23 protein-coding genes are annotated in these 19,889 nt (G+C 60.5%); 10 read left to right on the top strand and 13 right to left on the bottom strand.

Annotated features, from left to right (window positions below; genetic code table 11):
- Positions 1-64: 64 nt before the first annotated feature.
- The 5 genes from A4E33_RS01830 to rsgA all read right to left on the bottom strand — a co-directional run bounded on the left by A4E33_RS01830 (position 65) and on the right by rsgA (position 4,278).
- A complete protein-coding gene (locus A4E33_RS01830; RefSeq protein WP_292345861.1) occupies positions 65-925 on the bottom strand; it encodes an alpha/beta fold hydrolase in 861 nt (286 codons plus the stop codon).
- A 221-nt stretch (positions 926-1,146) separates the two neighbouring features.
- Complete coding sequence (locus tag A4E33_RS01825; protein ID WP_292345859.1) at positions 1,147-2,145, bottom strand: AI-2E family transporter; 999 nt, start codon at positions 2,143-2,145, stop codon at positions 1,147-1,149.
- A 416-nt stretch (positions 2,146-2,561) separates the two neighbouring features.
- Positions 2,562-2,732, bottom strand: a complete 171-nt coding sequence (locus A4E33_RS01820) for a hypothetical protein (RefSeq protein ID WP_292345857.1) — start codon at positions 2,730-2,732, stop codon at positions 2,562-2,564.
- 84 nt (positions 2,733-2,816) lie between these two features.
- Positions 2,817-3,050, bottom strand: coding sequence for a DUF2164 domain-containing protein (locus A4E33_RS01815; RefSeq protein ID WP_292345856.1), 234 nt, complete (start codon positions 3,048-3,050; stop codon positions 2,817-2,819).
- Between the two features lie 118 nt (positions 3,051-3,168).
- Positions 3,169-4,278, bottom strand: coding sequence for a ribosome small subunit-dependent GTPase A (gene rsgA, locus A4E33_RS01810; protein ID WP_292345855.1), 1,110 nt, complete (start codon positions 4,276-4,278; stop codon positions 3,169-3,171).
- Between the two features lie 408 nt (positions 4,279-4,686).
- Here rsgA and A4E33_RS01805 point away from each other — a divergent pair, with 408 nt between their 5' ends.
- Positions 4,687-6,579: a GNAT family N-acetyltransferase gene (locus A4E33_RS01805; RefSeq protein ID WP_292345852.1), complete on the top strand. Its 1,893-nt coding sequence runs from the start codon at positions 4,687-4,689 to the stop codon at positions 6,577-6,579.
- A gap of 484 nt (positions 6,580-7,063) precedes the next feature.
- Here the strand turns inward: A4E33_RS01805 and A4E33_RS01800 are convergent, their stop codons facing one another.
- The 5 genes from A4E33_RS01800 to ligD (A4E33_RS01780) form a co-directional block, all read right to left on the bottom strand.
- The gene (locus A4E33_RS01800) at positions 7,064-7,627 is read right to left on the bottom strand and encodes a restriction endonuclease (RefSeq protein ID WP_292345850.1); all 564 of its coding nucleotides are present in this window, start codon (positions 7,625-7,627) and stop codon (positions 7,064-7,066) included.
- 149 nt (positions 7,628-7,776) lie between these two features.
- On the bottom strand, positions 7,777-8,283 hold the full coding sequence (locus A4E33_RS01795; RefSeq protein ID WP_292345848.1) for a hypothetical protein: 507 nt from the start codon (positions 8,281-8,283) through the stop codon (positions 7,777-7,779).
- Positions 8,284-8,444: 161 nt separating this feature from the next.
- Positions 8,445-9,854 (bottom strand): non-homologous end-joining DNA ligase, encoded by a 1,410-nt coding sequence (ligD, locus tag A4E33_RS01790; RefSeq protein WP_292345846.1) that lies wholly within the window; start codon positions 9,852-9,854, stop codon positions 8,445-8,447.
- Between the two features lie 23 nt (positions 9,855-9,877).
- Complete coding sequence (locus A4E33_RS01785) at positions 9,878-10,813, bottom strand: Ku protein (RefSeq protein WP_292345844.1); 936 nt, start codon at positions 10,811-10,813, stop codon at positions 9,878-9,880.
- A complete protein-coding gene (gene ligD, locus A4E33_RS01780; protein WP_292345843.1) occupies positions 10,764-11,648 on the bottom strand; it encodes a non-homologous end-joining DNA ligase in 885 nt (294 codons plus the stop codon). Before ligD (A4E33_RS01780) ends, A4E33_RS01785 begins: the two co-directional genes overlap by 50 nt.
- A gap of 135 nt (positions 11,649-11,783) precedes the next feature.
- Here ligD (A4E33_RS01780) and A4E33_RS01775 point away from each other — a divergent pair, with 135 nt between their 5' ends.
- The 5 genes from A4E33_RS01775 (at position 11,784) to A4E33_RS01755 (ending at position 13,986) form a co-directional block, all read left to right on the top strand.
- Positions 11,784-12,353 (top strand): YkvA family protein, encoded by a 570-nt coding sequence (locus tag A4E33_RS01775; RefSeq protein ID WP_292345841.1) that lies wholly within the window; start codon positions 11,784-11,786, stop codon positions 12,351-12,353.
- 120 nt (positions 12,354-12,473) lie between these two features.
- Complete coding sequence (locus A4E33_RS01770) at positions 12,474-12,689, top strand: hypothetical protein (RefSeq protein WP_292345839.1); 216 nt, start codon at positions 12,474-12,476, stop codon at positions 12,687-12,689.
- Positions 12,690-12,796: 107 nt separating this feature from the next.
- A complete protein-coding gene (locus tag A4E33_RS01765) occupies positions 12,797-12,985 on the top strand; it encodes a VOC family protein (protein WP_292345837.1) in 189 nt (62 codons plus the stop codon).
- On the top strand, positions 12,940-13,272 hold the full coding sequence (locus tag A4E33_RS01760; protein ID WP_292345835.1) for a VOC family protein: 333 nt from the start codon (positions 12,940-12,942) through the stop codon (positions 13,270-13,272). The genes A4E33_RS01765 and A4E33_RS01760 overlap by 46 nt, the downstream gene beginning before the upstream one ends.
- A gap of 72 nt (positions 13,273-13,344) precedes the next feature.
- Complete coding sequence (locus tag A4E33_RS01755) at positions 13,345-13,986, top strand: DUF3592 domain-containing protein (protein ID WP_292345832.1); 642 nt, start codon at positions 13,345-13,347, stop codon at positions 13,984-13,986.
- Positions 13,987-14,156: 170 nt separating this feature from the next.
- Here A4E33_RS01755 and A4E33_RS01750 read toward each other — a convergent pair whose 3' ends face one another.
- The 3 genes from A4E33_RS01750 to A4E33_RS01740 all read right to left on the bottom strand — a co-directional run bounded on the left by A4E33_RS01750 (position 14,157) and on the right by A4E33_RS01740 (position 15,378).
- Positions 14,157-14,405: a DUF2769 domain-containing protein gene (locus A4E33_RS01750; RefSeq protein ID WP_292345830.1), complete on the bottom strand. Its 249-nt coding sequence runs from the start codon at positions 14,403-14,405 to the stop codon at positions 14,157-14,159.
- 76 nt (positions 14,406-14,481) lie between these two features.
- Positions 14,482-14,850 (bottom strand): hypothetical protein, encoded by a 369-nt coding sequence (locus tag A4E33_RS01745; RefSeq protein ID WP_292345828.1) that lies wholly within the window; start codon positions 14,848-14,850, stop codon positions 14,482-14,484.
- Between the two features lie 315 nt (positions 14,851-15,165).
- Positions 15,166-15,378 (bottom strand): hypothetical protein, encoded by a 213-nt coding sequence (locus A4E33_RS01740; RefSeq protein WP_292345826.1) that lies wholly within the window; start codon positions 15,376-15,378, stop codon positions 15,166-15,168.
- A 191-nt stretch (positions 15,379-15,569) separates the two neighbouring features.
- On the opposite strand from A4E33_RS01740, the gene A4E33_RS01735 reads away from it, so the two are divergent.
- The 4 genes from A4E33_RS01735 to A4E33_RS01720 all read left to right on the top strand — a co-directional run bounded on the left by A4E33_RS01735 (position 15,570) and on the right by A4E33_RS01720 (position 19,503).
- Positions 15,570-15,779 (top strand): hypothetical protein, encoded by a 210-nt coding sequence (locus A4E33_RS01735; RefSeq protein ID WP_292345824.1) that lies wholly within the window; start codon positions 15,570-15,572, stop codon positions 15,777-15,779.
- A gap of 173 nt (positions 15,780-15,952) precedes the next feature.
- The gene (locus tag A4E33_RS01730; protein ID WP_292345822.1) at positions 15,953-16,477 is read left to right on the top strand and encodes a hypothetical protein; all 525 of its coding nucleotides are present in this window, start codon (positions 15,953-15,955) and stop codon (positions 16,475-16,477) included.
- Between the two features lie 357 nt (positions 16,478-16,834).
- The gene (locus A4E33_RS01725) at positions 16,835-18,355 is read left to right on the top strand and encodes a transglutaminase-like domain-containing protein (protein ID WP_292345820.1); all 1,521 of its coding nucleotides are present in this window, start codon (positions 16,835-16,837) and stop codon (positions 18,353-18,355) included.
- Positions 18,356-18,657: 302 nt separating this feature from the next.
- On the top strand, positions 18,658-19,503 hold the full coding sequence (locus A4E33_RS01720; RefSeq protein ID WP_292345818.1) for an META domain-containing protein: 846 nt from the start codon (positions 18,658-18,660) through the stop codon (positions 19,501-19,503).
- Positions 19,504-19,889 lie beyond the last annotated feature (386 nt).

The following is a 19,889-nucleotide window of genomic DNA, read 5'->3' as shown; positions in this document are numbered from 1 at the left end:
TATGCGTGAGATACCGGACATTCCCGTCCCTGCACATACCACCATCCCGCACCCGGTGCCCGCCTCACCCGATCAGGTTGCGCATCTCGCGGATCAGGTCGCCCGGGCTCTCCTCCGGCACAAAATGACCGGTGTACTCGAACCGGACCAGCCTTGCCCGGGGGAATGCCTCCACCCACCGGTCCATCTCCTTTTTGCGGAACGAGTTGTCCATCATGCCCCACGCGATCAGGATATCCTTTTTGGAAAGTGCGCTGCGCCGCTCCCACAGCGAACGGAGCCAGGCAGTCGATCCGATGATCTCGCGGGGGAAGATCCAGCAGCCGTTCCGCTGTACAGGCTTTGCAAGGGGCATCAGGTAATGCCTGTGGATCTTTTCCGTGAGTTTATACCGGTCCCCGAACACGGACGGCATGACCCTGCGGACAAAGAAATTCCGGTGCCGGATCAGCCACCGGCCCACATTGCCGCCCATGAACCAGCTGAACAACCTGAAATGCAGGTCATCATCCACCGGCCACATCCAGGTGTTCATGATGACGATGTTCCGGATCCGTTCCGGGTGGCCGAGGGCGTACGACATCCCGATCGGCCCGCCCCAGTCCCCGACAACCAGCGTGATCCGGTCCAGGTTCAGCGCCCCGAGGAGCATCCCGAGGTTCATCGCATGGTCCTGCGGGAGGTACGTCCAGTCCTCCGGCTTGTCGGACAGCCCGAACCCGATCAGGTCCGGTGCAATGCACCGGTTCGTTGGCGCAAAGGCCTTGATCAGGTGCCGGAACTCGAAGGACCATGCGGGGTTTCCGTGGACAAACACGATGGGGTCACCCGATCCTTCGTCCACGTAATGCATCTTCCCCGCAGGTACGGTGAAATAGTGCGGTTTGAACGGGTACTCCCTGGTATCGAGCCAGGCTGAAGGCATACGGAAACCATCGACCTGCCGGGTAAAAAGGGATTGCATCGTTCCGGGTTCCCTGCTGCACAGACCCGCCCGAAAGACAGATCAGGGGCCTTCGGTCGGACTCCGGGAAAAAAAACCACGCCCGAATGGCAGCGCAGGAAAAACCTCTGCAACCGTTTTCGCCTTTGGGATTATTTCATCCCGGGCACGGCCCAGCCCGGCTGTGCGTTTCCGCCCCCGGATCATCCGGGCTTGCCATTCTCTTTGGGTGCGGGGCTGAGCAGGAACCCGATCCACCGGGTCTCATCAAACAGTTCGCAGATCATCTGGACGCAGAGCGTCAGGGGTACTGCAAGAAAAACACCGATCCCCCCAAGGATCCAACCCCAGAAAAAAAGGGATATGAACACAACGGCCATGGAGAGATTCAGCCCCCGGGCAGCGATGTGCGGGAAAAAAAGGTATTCGGCAAGAAAATCCATCAGCCCGGATCCGACAACCACCAGGAATGCCTGCACGGGTCCTAGATCGAACCATGCGAGGAGCATGGGTGGAACAACGGCAACCCAGAAGCCGATGTTCGGGATAAATCCCAGCAGGAATGCAAGAAAACCCCAGAATACCGCGTATTTCACACCGATGAGCATAAGAACGATTGTCGTTCCTGTACCCATGGCAAGATTAACCCCGGTCCGGATGACAAGGTAGTCCACGTTTTTCTGTGCGAGTGCACGGAACCGGTCCACATCACCGGGCCGGTATTCCGCGATAATATCCGTCAGTTTCCGGGAGAATCCCTTTGCTTCGAAGAGTAAAAAAACGGTGGTGAGAACGGTCAGCCCGAGCGGACTGGCAATCCCCCAGAGATTGTTGATGAGACCGTATATTTCAGCAGAGAAAAACTGAACAAGGTTCAGGAACGTCAGGGTTGCCGGATCGATCCCGATCGACAGGAGAAACGGGCTCGCTGCTTCAACGCCGTCCTCAAGCTTCTCCAGGTAGTGGGGAAGATCGGACATGGCCTGAACAAAGGACCCGGCAATAACGAACAGGAATACCGCGATCGTGGCACAGAAGCAGACCAGGGAAAGGAGAACAGCCACACGGGATGAGAATCCGTGCCTTTCAAACCAGTGGATCAGCGTACCGAAGATAAGCGTCAGGTACACTGACAGGAAAAACGGACCGAGAACAGGGGACGCCGCCTGGAGCCCGGCAAGGAGAATGATTGCTGCAGCCATGACGATAAGGATGCCGGACAGGCCGGATACCTTTGGGAACAACGGACAAGGATGCATGGGGCGGGTCCTGCACGGGTATTCTGGTGTTAGTCTTGGGCAGGTACCCTATAAACATTCCCTGCTGACCCGTGCTTCCCGGAATATACAAGGCGTTCGGCAGCGCCGGGACATTCTCCAATACAATCCTTTTTGAAACGTGTTGTCCGTAACAGAGCGCCGCGAAGAGTCCGGCTTCAGATGCAAACGATCGCGCGGATGCCATAAAAATTGTTCATTTCAGAACAGTGCGGCGCCGCAGGCCAGAAACGATAAGACCGTATCGTGTATCAGTCGGGAACATCATGCATTTCCAGCGATGTTCACCGGCCCCGGCCGCGTTCCCGGCAAATGCTGGTCATCCCGGGCCAACCCGCCATTCAGCCGAACCGCTCGAAGACGCATTCGCCGGATATCTTCCGCTGGCCGGGCTTCAGATCGAGGACCGCCTTGTCGGCATGGTCGGCACAGACATACTCGGCACAGCATCCGAACCCCTGGAACCCGATCGCATCCTTCCCGCACTTCTCGCACTTCATCCGTTCTGCCATGGTGATCAGAGATTCCCGTTGCATATTCATACGTCTTTCCCAGACCAGGACTCCGGCCCGGATATTCTGCCGGGAAGCAGGGAATCAGGCCCGCAGGGACAGCAGGTCCTCGGCAGATTCCTTCATGAGCCGGCAGGCATCGTCCACGCCCTGGTTGTAAAACTCCGGCGCACTCGATTCCATGATGAAGTCCGGCAGCAGGCCCGCGGCAAGCTCGCCGATCTCCTCCTCCCGTTCGCGGGAGTAAAAATCCCGGATCGCAGCAATCAGTTCCGCCCTCCGCTCCTTTGAAATTCTTATGGACTGTTCCTTTTTCATGGCAAAACTTCACGGTCTCCACGGGTCACGGGAGGAAAAAACCCTGTGAGATTTGATTCGGGACAGTATGGGGCAGGCTGATTCGCCGGTCAAAGGGATACGGGTGGCAGGGGTGTTCTCAGAACATCCCTTTGCCTTCCTTTGCCCTCCGGATCTTCTCTGCCTCATGGCCGTTGTACTGTTTCCACCGCTTCCGCTCGGCACGCACAAGGCCGATCTCCGCCTTCTCCTGCCCGAACGCGAGTTCCTTCATGAGCCTGCGGTAGTTCTCAAGGCGCAATGCCGGAAGCTTCCCGCTGCGCACCGCCGCCGTCACCGCGCAGCCGGGCTCCTGGTCGTGCCGGCAGTCAGAGAACCGGCAGTTTCCCGCAAGTTCAAGGATATCGGGGAAGGTATCCGCGATCCCCTCCGATGCAGTCCCGATACCCACTTCGCGGATCCCGGGATTGTCGATCATGAGCGCCCCGCCCCTGAGGACAAAAAGCTGCCGGACTGTTGTCGTGTGCCGGCCCCGGTCGTCGTACTCCCGGGTTTCGGCCATGTCCTGCACGGTACCGCCCAGCAGGCGGTTGATCAGCGTCGACTTCCCGACGCCGGAAGAGCCGACAAGGGCGATGGTTGTGCCGGGCGCAAGGTACGGGTCCAGCCGTGCCATGCCATCGCCGCTCAGGGCGCTCAGGGTAACGATAGGGACCTGGCCGGACGACGGGAGGATCGCGGATGCAAGCCCGCCCGGGTCCTCCGCAAGGTCGGCCTTGTTGATCACGATCAACGGCCGGGCACCGGAAGCATGGACAAGCGCAAGGTAGCGCTCGATGCGCCGGGCGTTGAGGTCCGGGCCGGCAGCCGTCACGATGAAGACGGTATCGATGTTTGCCGCAATGACCTGGTCTGTGCATTCCTTTCCCGCAGCCCCGCGGGAAAACCGCGTCCGCTGCGGAAGGATATCCACGATCGCGGAGACCCCGGTACCGGGCTGGCTGAGCAGCACGACAAAGTCGCCGACCGCGGGGAAGCGGCCCAGCTTCCGGAGGGCGCCGGTGATGCCGGTCGTGACCATCCCGGATTCGGTCAGGACGTCCCAGACGGTCTTCTGCCGGCAGGCCACGCGGCCGGCCGTGTAGGGCCCGGAATATTTCGCAAAAGCATCTGCGTGTTCGGAGGTCCAGCCAAGCTGTGGTAACGTGAGGGGGCGCGGGCTGTCGCACCCGTGAGGAGTTGCGTTCATAAAAAAACCATGAACTGTTTTACCATGATTTGGCCCGGAGCACCAAAGCGTTTATGGTCGGCAGGCCGATCTCCGAACAAGTATTTCTCCCGACACGTCACGGACAATCACGCGGGATTGCTGGTCGATCGCGGTCACGAGGGGCTGAATTTTTTTCACCGTCGCCGTTTTTTCCTCCGGTATGGGCTAGTACCATTATGTCATGGCCTGATCATATCTGCAGGAGCTGACAGGAGATTACCCGCCGGATCGCGTTTCGCAAAGCATGTATCCGATGAGCGGGAGAGTACGAGCACCGGAGACTGCCATGACACGGGACATCTGCCGCACGGGATTGGTACCGCTCGTGCCGGCCGGTATGCCGGGCGTTCAGGAAACGCCGGACGGTTCCCGGGGTTTACCGGTCATATGGCTATCACCATCCTGCCATGGGACCGATGTCGCGGGGAGCGGAGGGAGGCACCGGTGATCCGGCTGGAAGCCATCGCAAACCGTCCCCGGTTCTGGGAGACTCTCATCGGGGTTTCTGCAGCAGCGGCGCTCCTGCTGAACCTGGCCGGGCTCCTCGCCGGCATAACGGTCGCCATCCCCCACCTCCTGTATATCCCGGTCGTCATTACCGCATACCGGTTCCCGCGGCGGGGAGCAATCGCGGCTGCTGCTCTCGGCGCGATTTACTTCCTGATGGTGTTCATCCTTGCCGGGAGCATGCCGGAGAAGATTTACGAGGCGATTGTCCGGATCATTGTTCTCGTCATCATCGGGTGGCTGGTGGGCTGGCTCACCTATCGGCTCCGCGAACAGGAAGCGCTCTACCAGGGGCTTTTTGAACATTCGGAGAGCGGCACCATTCTCATCAGCGATACCGGCGCCGGCCGGACGATCGAGGCGGTCAACTGGAAGGCAGCCGATCTCCTCCACCGGAAGGCAGGCGATCTTACCGGCTCCCCCCTGTCCCTGATCTGGGGCGGGGATGACGAACCGGACTTCTTTTCCCGGCTCGCGCGGGAAGGAGCGGTCTATGCAGCGGATACCGTGTTCCGGCTGCCGGACAACCGGACATTCATCGTCCTTGTCTCGGCTGCCCCCCTCCCGGGGGGCAGGGCAGTCCTTACGTTCACCGATATCACCGGCCGGGTCCGGGCCGAGCAGGCGCTCAGGACCGCAAACGACAAGCTCAGCATGCTCTCGCGGATCTCGGCTGACCACCTCCACTTCTCGGTGGACCGGATCCTCGAGACAGTGGAAGAAGCGGATGCCCGCTGCGCGGATACCGGAACGCACGGGTATCTTGACCGCATCAGGACCTTTGCGTGGAATATTTCCCGCCAGCTCCTTCTCACTGAATCGTACAAGGATCTCGGCACAACGCCCCCGGTCTGGATGAGTGTCCGGCAGGTGTTCGAATCAGGCCGGCTGATGCAGAAGATCGGCACGGTCTCCCTCAGGATCTGGACCGAACGTCTCGAGATCTACGCGGACCCGCTCTTTGCCGATGTCCTCGTCCATCTGGTGGAAAATTCCCTGCGTCATGGCAGGACGGTAAAAAACATCGTTGTCACATACCGCGAGACGCCGGAAGGGCTCGACCTCTCCATCCGGGACGACGGCCAGGGAATACCCGCAGAAAAGAAGGATCGGATCTTCGAGTACGATTCCGGCGGGCAGGCCGGCATCGGCCTGTTCATCTGCCGGCAGATTGCCGGGGTGACCGGCATGACGCTCCGGGAGATCGGGATCCCGGGCAGCGGGGCCTGGTTTGTGATCCATGTACCGGCAGGACGGTACCGTATCGAGGGAACATCGGACGACGCCCCGCCCTCTGCCCTCCCCCGACAGTCACCCGGGAATATCATCCGGCACAGCACCGGAGCAACCGTGCGCGAGCTGCTCTCTTCCGAGTTCCCGCTTGCGGATGCACTCTGGGTTGATTATCACACCACGACCGGGGATCCCCGGACCGACCGGATCTTCGCCGCATTCCATGACGGGCAGATGGTCTCGCTCGCCCGCTGCAGGAGGCATCCGGACGGGTACGAGGTCGACGGGGTCTTCACCCCGCCCGGCCACCGGGGCCACGGGTTTGCGCACGCTGCGGTATGGGGGCTTGTCGAGGCGTGCGGCAGTGACGTCCTGTACATGCATTCGGTTCGGGGCCTCGAAAAATTCTATGGCGCGTACGGATTCGTCCCGATCAATGAGAAGGAACTCCCGCAGTCGATACGGGAACGGTTTGCATGGGCTCAGGGGGAGATGGAAGGGGCAAACGTTGATCCGATGATGCGTGTCCCGCCATCATAGGCAGCTGTCATACCGGCCCGGCCGGGGATACTCCTCCGCATTTCCGGGTGCGCTTGGTTTACATCTCCTGTACTGTGCCGGTCACCGGGAAGATGATCGCGGTCAGCCGAACCGCTCGAAAATGCATTCGCCGGATATTTTCCGCTGGCCCGGCTTCAGGTCAATGACCGCCGTGTCCGCGTGGTCTGCTCAGACATATTCGGTACAGAACCCGAACCCCCGGAACCCGATCGCGTCCTTCCCGCACTTCATCCGTTCTGCCACAGGAATCAGACATTTTTTGTTTTCCCTTCTTACACGTTTCCTCCTGCGGGTGCCCGTCAGCAGGCCCGCGACAGTCTCGCCGTTCTCTCCCTCCCGTTTCCGGAAGAGGTGGTCCCTGATCCCCGCGATGACGCATCCTTCCGTTCCGTTTTCATGGTCGGGGGAGTTCTCCTGTCATACCACGATGTCACGATTCGGATGATCCCGTGGTGGAAAAACCTTACTGTTCCTCGTACGCTTCTTCCTGATTCCACGAATCCTCCACACTTGTCACAGCCGTATCTGCTGTCTGGTATTCCGGACATGGGAAACCCTCCGTAAAATGATCCAGCTCACCGATGAACGCGTTAAGCCGGTGCACCGGCACCAGCGGGACGCTGTCAATGATCCGGATATCCTCGTCGATGAGGGTGACGATAAGCGGGATCGATGCCTCCCGCGTGATCGTCTCGTAGAACTGCGCCCGCTCCCGGTGCTGCACCACGGCATGCCTCAGCGCGGAGATGCGGTACCGCCTGCCCGACCACTGTTTGCACTCCGCGAGCAGGGTACGGCCGTCCCGCCGGGCAATGACATCATACTGCCGCCGCTTGCCGTTCCGGTTGATCACCGTGCCGACGCTGACCTCGAAATCATGCTGCCCGAAGATGTATGCAGCCAGCCGCTCGAAGCCCTGCCATCGCGATCCGCCGGCAACTGCGTCGAGTTCCGCGATGCTGCCGATGGTCTCAAAGTCCGCGGCGGGCGGCGGGTAGAGGGGACGGGTTTTGTTCCGGATGAGCAATCGCTCCTGCAGGTTCCCGTTTCCCGGTCAGCGTGTTTATACTCAGGGAACGGGGGGTGAAACTGATGGAACTGACAGGGAACGGCATATTGTCCGGGCCGGAAGGGACCGGCCGGGACGATTCCCGGAAAAATAAAAATGCTGTGAGATTACACCCGCGTGCCGTTCCACCAGAGCGTCGAGTCTGCAAGCATGCTCCGGTTCTCTGCATGGACCCAGCGGCCGGTGAACGATGTGGTATCTCCGGACAGTTCAAAGATCATGAAGCCGGTATCGTCATCGCTCTCGGAATACGTCCCGGCAAGGGTATTCCCGCTCGCGGTTGCATTGAGATGCCCGGTATATGTGCCTTCCCCGGGATAGGTGAACGTGTAGTTCCCGGTCACGTCCGTGCCGGTCTGGAACAGAGAGACCCGCGCGATGGTCGTGCTGTTGTCGGTTTCGAGCCATGTCGTGTTCCAGGTGCCGGCCCACGATGCGGTCTGCGGTGCGGGTGAGGAATGGACGGTTGTTTCCGGCGATGGCACCGGTACAGCGGTCGTTGCAGTCGTGGCAGCGGGTGTCGCCGTACTGGCGGGAGCAGGGCCCGTGCAGCCGGAGGCGATCAGCAGGGCGCACAGGACGCCGGTCAGCAGAAATACTGAGATATTGTTCATACAATGATCTTCCAGACTATGCGTTCATCGCTCTTAACGCTGGCGGATTGATGCCGGCAGCATCACCGGACGGAGAGCCGGCTGCGGGGAGCAGGAGAGAGGAGATCCCGGGTACAACAAAGGTAACGGCAGGGGTCTGGAAAGACCGTGTACCGTACGGATCACGCTCCCCGGAACAGCAGCCAGTCCTTGTCTCCCGCACGCCTGAACTTCACCAGCACGTACATCCCGTCCAGCCGTTTCCCGCGGAGCCGGACCTCGATCTTCGTATCGTCCCAGTGCTTTGTCTCGTACGTCCCGGAATCCCAGATGGTGACCGTGCCGGCCCCGTACTCTCCCTTCGGGATCTCGCCCTCGAATGATGCGTACTCGATCGGGTGGTCCTCGACAGCGACCGCAAGATGCTTCTCTCCCGGGATCTCCGGGATACCCCTGGGCACGGCCCAGCTCTTCAGCACGCCGTCGCGCTCCAGCCGCAGGTCGTAATGCACGTGGCGGGCGTGGTGCTCCTGGATGACAAACCGGCTGCCGCTTATGCCGGGCGCCCCCGCCGGTTCAGGTGTGACAGAAAAATTCCGTTTCTCATGATAGGTCCTCAGTCCGTTTCTTACCGTCTTCTGCGGTGTCGTGTGCGTCTGCACCCGGCCTGCAGGACGGGCCGTTGCCGGTCCCGCGAGCTGGTCCGTTGTGCAGGCTGCGGCCGGCTTGTCGTCCCGCATGCGGACGAAGCGGGGCATCCGGAGTCTCCGGTCCTTTGTCACGGCAAGGTATCCCACCTCGCAGACCAGGACCGGATCCAGCCAGACTGTTGATGAATGGAACCCGGGAAAATGCGGCTCCGGCACAACGAGAGGAGCGAACAACTGCATCAGCCCACTGAGCAGCCGGTCAGAGAATCCGGTCCCGACCTTCCCGGCCGGAACCAGCGTTCCCCGGTCGTACAGGCCGAGGATCAGCGCACCAAAGGCCGGGCTGCGCCCGCCCCTTCCCGGCGTATATCCCGCGATGATGCAGTCGCAGGTCTTTGTCACCTTGATCTTCAGCCATGCTCCGCTCCGCACGCCCGGTTCGTACGGGCTGTCCGCCCGCTTCGCCATGATCCCCTCGAGCCCCCGGGCAACCGCAGCGCGGTAATACTCCTCCCCGTTCCCCGGGACGGGCTCCGAGATCACGATGTGGGGGCCTTCCCGCACGGCATCCCGGAGGATACGCTGTCGTTCCGCAAGCGGCAGCCGGGTCAGGTCTTTCCCGCCGCGGCAGAGGATATCGAACACAAGGTAGGTAACGGCCGGCGCACCGGCGCCCGGCGCACGCCCCTGCAGTCGCGTCAGGAGGGCCTGCATGTCGGGTTTGCCGCCGCTCATCACCACGATCTCTCCATCGAGCACCGTTCCGGGCGCGAGGGTCTGGAGCTCCGCGAGTTCCGGGAACTTTTCCGTCAGGTCAGCATCGCTCCGGCTCCATAGGGTGAATCTTTGCCCCACATGCGCGATCGCCCGTACACCGTCCCACTTGATCTCAAAGAGCCAGCCGTCGCCGCTGAACGGGGCCGGGGCAGTTGCGGCAAGCATCGGCTGAAAACGGGGACAGTCCGTCATTTCTTCGCAAGGGTTGCAATGGTCTCCTGCAGGGCCTGCATCAGCTCCTTTGCCTGCCCGGGATGCGGTTCCTCGTATACGATGTTTTCGCCGGCAAGTTTCTTGTGCACAAGCGCCAGCACCGCTTCACGGTAGCGATCCGGGTAGTCGTTGATGGAGAAATCTCCCGAGAGATCGGTAACGATCTTCTTTGCAAGCGCAAGCTCCGCAGCTTTGGGAACCGGGAGTTCCGGCAGGATCGAAAACGCGTGCGGCGGGATGACCTCGTCAGCATGGCGGAGGGTGGTGAGGACAAGGGCGCCGTCGTACACGTGCACAATGGCCGGGTACTCCTTGGTCCGGAGCGTGATGGTTCCGGCCGCGGCCCGGCCAAGGTCCTGCAGGGCAGCAAGGAGCAGGCCGTACGCCTCCTCGCTCCGGTCGGGGACGAGGATGAACGAGCTGTCGAAGTACACCGGATCGAGCGAGAGATAGTACACGAATTTATCGATCCGGATCTTCCGGTCCGATTCGGGAAGGATCGCCTTCAGCTCATCAGGTTCGAAGACCAAAAACTCGCCCTTCCGGATCTCGTAGCCTTTCACGGTCTCCGACCACGGCACGACCTTCCCGTCGCGGGAGCAGACCCTGTCGTACTTCAGGGGCTGGCCGTCGTCGCGGTGGAGGAGCCGGAACGCAAACGAGCGATCGCGGACCATCGTGTGCAGCCGGACCGGGACGTTCACAAGGCCGATGGTGATGCTCCCGCTCCAGAAGGCGCGACCGGGTTGTGCCCCGTGCTCCTCCCCGCCGGCCGGCAGGTGCTCCGTCTTCACCATAGACGCGGGTTTTGTTACCGGGGATCTCTTTCCGTGCGAGGCCTGCTTTGCTGGCGGCGGGGATTCAGGTGATTTTCTGCCGGTCATGGAAGATATCGCTCCAGGGATCTTCATGTCTTGAAAGCACGGTTTTTATATTAAAAACTTCGGGACATACCCCTTTTTTCAGCTCGTCCCACCGGACCGGGACGGAAACGGTCGCCAGGGGGGTTGCCCGGAGGCTCCACGGAGCCACCATGGTTTTGCCATGGGAATTCTGGAGGTAGTCGATAAAGATTGTTCCCGGCTCACGGGAGTGCGGGAACTCGGAGACCACCTGCGGGGTGTCACGGGCGATCGCCTTGCCTATCCCGTGCGCAAAATCCCTGACCCGGGAGAAGGACAGGCCGGGAACCAGCGGAACCACGATATGCACACCCTTCTTTCCCGAGGTTTTGACGTACGGGCGAAGGCCGCGGTTCTCCAGCTGCCCGTGGACGATATGGGCAACGGAAACGACATCGTCAAAAGTGAGCGGGGGCTCCGGGTCGATATCAAAGAGCAGCAGGTCGGGGGTCTCGTACGCGGGGGCTGCAGCAAGGGCTGTATGGATCTCGAGCGATGCGAGGTTTCCGAGCCAGATCAGGGTGTCGAGGTTGTTGCAGAGCACGTAGCGGACGTCCCGCCCGGCAGTCTCCGCTCTGCGGGTGAAGGTCTCCACCCAGTCCGGTGTGCCGGCCGGCGCATCCTTCTCAAAGAATCCCGGGCCGCCGGCCCCGTCCGGGAAACGGTGCATGGTCAGCGGGCGGTTGTGCAGGAACGGGAGGAGGCGGGGGGCCGCGCGGACGTAATACGTGAGCACGTCCGCTTTGGTGATCCCGGCTGCCGGGTACAGGATCTTGTCCAGGTTTGTCAGCCTCACCCGTGTGAGGTCGCGGAGTACCATGCCGGGATCCGGTTGGGGTGCCATCACGGGATGTTGCCGGTACCCGCCAAAAAGTGTTTCGCTAAATCCTGCGGTGACAGTTGGCTCCGGGCAGACCGAAGGCAGAGTACTCTCCTTTTTCTCCCATCAGCAATCAACCGGATGGTGAGGAATCGGGCCATGGACTCGTTCGAATCGTTCCGGCAGCGGGCCGAGCGGATCATGAGCGATGTCTATGCGCTCTACCTTGCAAGGAACGACCCGCGGATCCCGTGGTACGCAAAGGCCATCATCGTCCTGACCGTGGTCTACGCACTCAGCCCCATCGATCTCATCCCGGATTTCATTCCCTTCTTCGGGTACCTCGACGACCTGATCATCGTGCCGATCGGAATAGCGCTTGCTGTCGCGTGTATGCCGGAGAACGTGTGGGAAGAATACCGGGAGAAGGCCTGGGCCGGGTTTGCGGGGATCCGGCTGAACAGCTGGGAAGGGATCCTGCTTGCCCTCTTCATCCTTATGGGGTTGTGGAAGATCCTGGCCCTTGGCGTCGTCACGGTCCTGTGCGGGTTCGTCCTGATGCTGGCCCTGTACGTGTTCACGCCGGCCGGCCCCCTCAACTGGGGGACGTTCATCATCGGGCTGGGCATCCTGATCCTTGTCTTTGCCTGCGTGAAGTTCCACAGGAACCTGAAGGGCTGGCAGCAGAAGGTGCCGCCATTGCAGACGGGGGATACCGGGAACCGGTGAACGGGCCGTGGTGACACCTCTGCCGGCACATCATTCCGCGCAGGTTTCCGTTTCCGGCACGGGAAAAAATGCAGGATACGGATATGCCGGTTTTATAATAGTACAAAAAAAGGGTGTAGTATGGACGAGCCACTGACACCGGATGAGGAGGTGGTGCTGCACGAGCTGCTCCGGCTGGACACGGAACCGCACCAGATCCCTCCCGCGCTCTATGAGGGGTTCGTGAAGCGGCTTGCCCGTTCGTGCCGGATGCCGGCAGTGCGGGTCCTGGCTGCACTGCAGGGTCTCAACGACAAGGGAAAGTTCGACACAGTTGATCCGGAGACAGAGATATAATCCCCGAGGAAAAACGAGTCCTGCAACGGCAGGCGTGCCCCGGGTACCCGGCACCGGTGTTTGTATCTATGATCGCTGTTTTATATTCTGCCGGATATCCGGTAATCATGCAGAAGGTCGTACCGTTTCTCTGGTTCGATAACCAGGCAGAAGAGGCGGCAGAGTTTTACTGCTCTGTCTTCAGGAAAGGGAAGATGCGCCGTATTACCCGGTACGGCAGGGAAGGACCCGGGCAGGAAGTGGGGGGGTCATGGCCGCAGCATTCCGGGTGGCGGGACATGACATTGTTGCCCTGAACGGCAGCCCCGGGATACCGTTCTCGCAGGCGGTATCGTTTGCCGTAAACTGCAGGAACCAGAAGGAGATCGACCGGTACTGGGAACGGCTCTCGAACGGCGGCAAAGAGCAGCGCTGCGGGCGGCTGAAGGACCGGTTCGGCGTATCATGGCAGATCATCCCATCTGCAATTACCCGCATGCCCGGTGACCCGGATCCGGAGATGGCCGCACGGGTGATGAAGGCGATGCTGCCGATGGCAAAGCCCGATATCGGTGCGCTGACGAGGGCATACAAGGGGAAATGACCCGGGCACAAATCCTGCAGGTCATGCGAAAATCAAGACCAGATCGCGAATAACGGAATCCGGAGAACCGGCATGGAGAAGAACTATTCTGTCAACCGGAAGAAGGACGGTTCGGTGCTGTTCGAGGTCAACGGGGCCCTGTACGCGAGGATCGAAGACGTTCCGGACGAATCGGACCGGGCCGTGCTGTCCACGATGCTCAGCGATCCGGCCGCACGGGACTTCGGAGGGGTATCTGGGGCAGGCACCGGCCCATCCGCATTGGCGGGGGATACAGCACGCACGCGGACGATCTTTCTCCTGGCATTCGGTTCCATCGCCATAATCATGCTGCTTGTTGCAGCAATCTCATCGTACGATGCCTTCACCAGGTCGGGCATTGAGGAACGGGCACCTGGCATCGTGGTGAAGACGGTGGAGGAGATCGATGAGGATACGGTCTATTCTTATCCCGTTGTCGCGTTCACGGACAGCGGCGGGCGGAACCATACCGTGAAGATTCCCGAGGGCAGCAGCCCTCCGGCCTGGAGTGCCGGGGACGAGGTAACCGTGCTCTACGACCCGGCGAACCCGGAGGATGCCCGCACTGACACCTTTACGGGCGCTCTCCTGCTGTGGCTCGTGCCGTTCGTGACCGGGTTCGTGGGGACCGGATTTCTCCTTGCCGTGTTTGTCATCTTCCGGGTCATCCCGGCGGAGACACGCACAGAGTGATATCGTAAGAATTTGCTGTACGCAAACAATACATGGCATACCGTCCCGGGCAGGGTACTCCCCGTACGGAGAAGAGAGTACACCTGCCGGCTTGCAGGACATGCTGCAGAATGGCGATACGGTTCCTGTCCGGATCTGAAAAAGCGCCGTTCCCCATCTGTCCCCGGCGCTTACCGGCCTTTCGTGCAGTAGTACGCGAGCCGGAGGTGGTACTTGAGAAAGAGCTCGCAGCCCAGGCAGAAGCACCGGACTTCTTTCTTGTCGGGGCAGGACGACCGTCCCCGTGTGCAGAAGAGCACGTCCGGCTCGTGCTGCTCAAGGTGGTTCGCCTTGTACGTCGGGCAGATCGTGCAGTACTTCCTGCAGATCTCCCGGTTCTCTTCCGTATCCGGGGGAACATCCGCTGTGGCGGGTATCATACGGGAGGATATATTCACGAAGGGATAATAGGTTTCTTCCCGTTATATCCCGGGTCCTCCCGGGAAAACGGACCTCTCAGCAGTCAGGGAATGTGTACAGGACAGTCCCGTTCCGGAAGATTACACTCGTTGAATTACCATGTGAGATCGATCCTGAATCCTGCGGAAGTGTTGCACCAAGATGGGATACCGTTCTGTCCTCCAGGTGTGCCATCAGTTCGGCTTCCATGATACCGTGGTACCCGAGAACAAGCACCGGCCCGCCGTCCGCGCACCAGTCGCAGTTCCGCGATGCATACTGGTGTGAACTCTGGCGGCACCTGCTGCCGAGAAGGTTAAGATCGTACCGCAGCCCTTGGATCGTCCAGCCGTCCCGGAGCATTGTTCTTACCATGCAACTGTCCATGAACAGGGCAACACTCTCCGAGATGTTCTTCTCCGACAAAACGCAACTGTCCGCTGCATGCCGGTCTGCATCCGACAGAATGAGGGGGATTGGCGGGGTTATGGCGGCCGCAGTATCCTGTGCAGGTGGTGAGGGCGTTGTTACCCGTTCCGGCAGTCCTGCCGGGGAGAGGGAGCGCGTGATACCATCCCGGGGATTCCCCGGCCCGTCAGGACACGGTGCAGTGGCGGTCGCACCCGGCAGGACAGAGCAGGAGGATGAGCAGGATACAGCAGAACGCCGGGTAGAATTGCATGCGTCCCGGTTTTTCTTCTGCGCTCATGTATCCTCGCATGGATATCCCCCGGGGTGCCATCACTTACCCGCTTTCTGCAGTTCCACGCACGCGGAGAAGAGCACCGACTCCAGCGGGTCGTTGCAGCCCATGAACCCCTCGCTCGCGTACTTCTTTGCCAGCTCTGCCATCCGCTTCGCGTGCTTCCCGTGCCTCGTGCGCCGGGCTGTGCGCTCCCAGCGTTCCGCAATGATGTTCGAGCCCTGCCGGACACTCAGGAACGTCCGTCCCATACACCGATCAGGTGACCGGCACAGCAGATGAACCCGGGGATTGCGGCGGGTGAAAGTGAAGCGGGCGCCCGCGGTGGCGCGACGGGAAATATCCTCCCCGGAAAGAAGATATCCGAAGACATCCCGAAGGTATCGCCCGGAACCGCGGGCAGTTCATCATCGTTCCTGCGTGGCTCGCGGCGATCGGGGCTGTGGTCGTGCTGTTTACCGGGTACAGGAACGCGGTGCATCTCCCCCTCGTTGCAGCGCTCTGGATCTTTGCAGCGATCGTAACAGTCTTTGTCCCGGTGAATGAGGCAGGCGTTCGGAAGCGGAATATGATCCGGCCCGCACCCCTCACCAGCGTTGCCGGCGGACCAACGCGCCCGTACGGTTCCCCGGGGCCTGCGGCAAACCAATAAGAATATCACCGGCAATATTCCATACAGGGAATTATCATGACACAACGGACCGGTGGGATCGGGGAACCGCGTGCCGATCCCGGAATTATCGGATGGGACATATGCGGGAATAACCGGACAGCCGGGGCAGGTGCCGGCAGGAATATTCTTTCTTCCGGGTGGATGTGACAGCAATGAACACACGGGACAGTGCCGGTATAGCAATCCTGCTGGCCGCAGGCACGCTCCTGCAGTACCTCCTCTCCCTGCCCGGGCTGCTGCTTACCCCGGATGTGATCACCGCGTTCTTCTGCCTCGGGATCATCCTGTTCAGGCCCTCAATCCACGAGGTACTGGGCATCGGCATCGCCGGCGGCTTTTTGTCGATGCTGATCCCCGGGTCCATCTTTCCCTGGGCAAACCTGATCAGCGGGCCGGCAGGGGCATATGCCTGTCATCACGTGTATGAATCCTACGGGAACGGCAGCGCCCTGGCCCCGCTGTTCACCACCTGTACCGCCACGCTGGTCAGCGGCTGTGCATTCGTTGCCGTTGCAACGGTCTTCGTCTTCGGCACCATCCTTTCCCGGTTCGGGACGTTCGGGAACTTTATCGCGGCATACCTTCCCATCATCATCGGCACAGCACTCCTGAATGCCGTCATCGTCCAGGCCCTGTTCTTCCTTATCGGCAGGGTTTCGGGGCAGCAACCGGCATAGCCTGACCCCCGCTATCCGGAACTTCCACCCTGCCCGGAAGCCGGAACACATGTGGTTCCGGTATGATACTGCAATGACCGGCCGGGCTCATTATGGAAATCTTCCCGGGTATCCCGTCGCCCGCAGAAAAACCTGATATGGTGCCCTGCCCGCCGACCGAACCCGTTTTCTTCCGCGAGACTTGTCCGGGTGCGCGTACCGGGCCGCTTACCCCGGCCGGTACCGCACGGCCCACCGGGTTCGGTGGATCCACGGGATATACCGCACCAACCGGAACCAGCCCCCGGCTTCTTTCCGGGATCATTTCCTAACATTTATCAGGGTATATTTCCGACTTTTTTTCCTGTACGATGCCTTATGAAACGATCACTTATCCTTCCCCTCATCATTGTCTGCATATGCGCACTCCTTGCTGCCGGCTGTACAACACAGTCCCCGGGCGCAGCTGTACCTCCGGCGTCCGAAAAATCGCAGGGCGATACCCTCATGCAGCAGGCAGAGCAGGAGTTTTCGGCTGCAAATTACCGTGCAGCGGAAGATCTCTTCATCCGTGCGCAGGAGAACTATACCGCTGAAGGCAATCCCGCGGCAGCCCTCAGGGCGCGGGACCGCTCCACAAAGGTCATGATGATTCTCTACCCGTTCCCCTGGAACCGGAGCGTGGCAGAAGCACAGGTCGCGTCGGCCTTCCCGGACCTCAGCCTGCAGGAGCAGACCGCCCAGCTCGATTCGATGAAACCGACAGCCCTCATGACCGATGGCGAAATCATGTACTCCTCGGAGACCATCAACAACATCCAGTTCCACAACATACCCCTGATCCGGAAACGGATGGCCGCAAAGAACCACACGCCAATTTATGATGAGATGGTGCCGCTCCTCCTCCACCGGACCGGCACCGGCTCGAAGGGCGAACCCGTTGTCTGGGAAGGAACCGAATCCATCGCAATTCCCCGCTCAAAGCTCCCGGCAACCGGCACGTTCCGGCTCTGGCTGCCCCTCCCCATCGAGTACGTTCACCAGACGAATGTGACCATCCTTTCCCTGGAACCAGCACAGTACATGAAATCCACGACCGGCACCAGCGGGGACATCGGAATCGTGTACTTCGAGTTCCCGCTCGAGGAGATGAAGGATCCGTTCATCAATGCCACGGCAAAGTTCCGCTTCACCCGGCACGAGGTGCGATTTACCATCGATCCCGCAAAGGTCCTGCCGTACAATACCAGCAGTCCCGAGTACCAGAAATATACAAAATCCGGCGTGAACATCGTTATCACGCCCGCCATGAAGAAGAAAGCACAGGAGATTGTGGGCAACGAGACCAATCCGTATAACCAGACCCGGAAGATTTACTGGTATATCGTAGACACGTATCCCTACAGCCATGCCCCGCATTCCTACCTGGATGCGATCCGGAAGCCTGAATCCGAGTACATGCTGGAGACCGGCGAGGGCGACTGCGGCACCCAGAGCATGTACTTTGCCGCGCTCTGCCGGGCGCTCGGCATTCCGGCCCGCGCTGCCGGTGGGTACCAGATGTTCGAGGCGAACCCCGGCACCCACTTCTGGGCCGAGTATTACCTTGAAGGCTACGGCTGGGTCCCCAACGACGTGACCGCGGCCGAAGGGGGCGACTGGTCATACAATGCAACGCCGGACGATCGGCACCGGTGGAAGGAGTACTTTGCCCAGAACCTCGACCCGTACCGGTACGTGATCCAGAAGGACGTCGATATCCCGCTCGTGCCGGCGATCACCCGGCCGGTCACGAACGATATGGCCTTCCAGGAACCCCGGGCCGAGTGCGACACCTGCACTGAGGATCCGATCTTCTGGATTGCAGAAGACATGACAATCTCCATGGAACGGGTCTGAACCCTTTTTTTACGCAAGCTGCCGGAGCCATTACCCGCGGGACTGACGGCAGGGCATGCACCGGTGCTTCCGGAATGATTGCAGCCCATGGCCCGGATCTGCTCCGGCATGTACTCTCGCCGCGAGATGTTGGTTGCCCGGCACGTGAGTTCACCGGTGAGTTTGTACTTCATCAGGGCGCCGTACTGCCGTCCCATCTCATGATGGGCCCGGCAGCCACGGCCGGTCTGCGGGGAGCGATTGCTGCGAAACCATTCGCAGTCAAAGGTCTGTTTATAATACCATTCATCCCATGTTCCTGCATGAATCCGCAGAATACGACCGGCAGGATCCCGTTCCTCCCCGTGATTGCCGGCCTCATGGTCATTGTCCCCGTACTCATCGCCGCGGGATGCACCGGCAGCATACCGTCTGCAGGGATCCCGGCAGGAGACATCCCGGCACCTGACGGGAGCCGCTGGGTCCTTACCGGATACCTTTCCGGCGGGACACTTGCCGCACCCATGGACGGCACAACGATCACGATGGAGTTCGGCAAGGGAGGGAGCATCGCCGGCACATCCGGCTGCAACCATTACTTTGCCGACTACCGGCTCGACGGAACGAAGATCACGATCGGGCCGGCAGGTTCCACGGAAATGGCCTGTATGAAGCCGGGCGTGATGGAGCAGGAGAGCGCTTACCTTAAAGTACTCCCCCTTGCTGCATCGGTGTCGGCAGGCAGCGATACCCTTGCGTTCGCTGACGCGTCCGGCAGGACCGTGCTGACATTCACGCGACTGGTCCCGCCCGCTCCGGCACCCCTCGCCGGCACGAACTGGACACTCGACTCCGTGTATGCCGGTGATGCTGTTTCATCGGTGATCAGCGGAAGCACGGTTACCGCCGTTTTCGACACCGCAGGGCGCGTGAGCGGTTCTGCCGGCTGCAACCAGTACTCCGGATCGTACACGGTGAACGGAACCTCGCTTATGATCAGTTCCCTGAGTTCAACGAAAATGAACTGTCCCGGAGATGGTATCATGCTGCAGGAGAATACCTTCCTTACCCTGCTGAAAAAGACTGCAGGCTTTACCGTCACGGGTAACCGGCTCACACTGACCGATGCAGGTGGTGCAGCTCTCCTCTCTTTTGGAAAGGGCAGCTGAGATCCACAACGGATATGGTATCGCTGCCTCTTTTTTTATCGGGCGGCACCGGCCGGACACCGGTGTCAATGTATGCCGGCAAAGGAGGGGCATATCCCGGGGAATATTCCGGGTGACCTGATAAAATTTGGAAACCTTTTTTCCTTCCGGAACCGTGATCATTGATTGATATGGCGCTGACTACAAACCAGGTACTGCTGCTCGCAATCATTGCCCTTGGCCTCGTCGGGCTCGCTGCGGTATTGTATATCCTGAACCCGTTTGGCTGGTTCGGGAAAACTGGATCGTAATACCCTCCTTTCCTCTCCGGGTTTCCCTGTTCCATGGGAGCTCCCCAAACATCCCGGGTGATACAGGCGCCCCCTGCCATCCTGTTGTCAGCCGGG

This window comes from Methanoregula sp. PtaB.Bin085, from assembly GCF_002067035.1.
In the GTDB taxonomy this organism is placed as follows: Archaea; Halobacteriota; Methanomicrobia; order Methanomicrobiales; family Methanospirillaceae; genus Methanoregula.
This window is presented reverse-complemented; position numbering and strand designations above follow the sequence as displayed.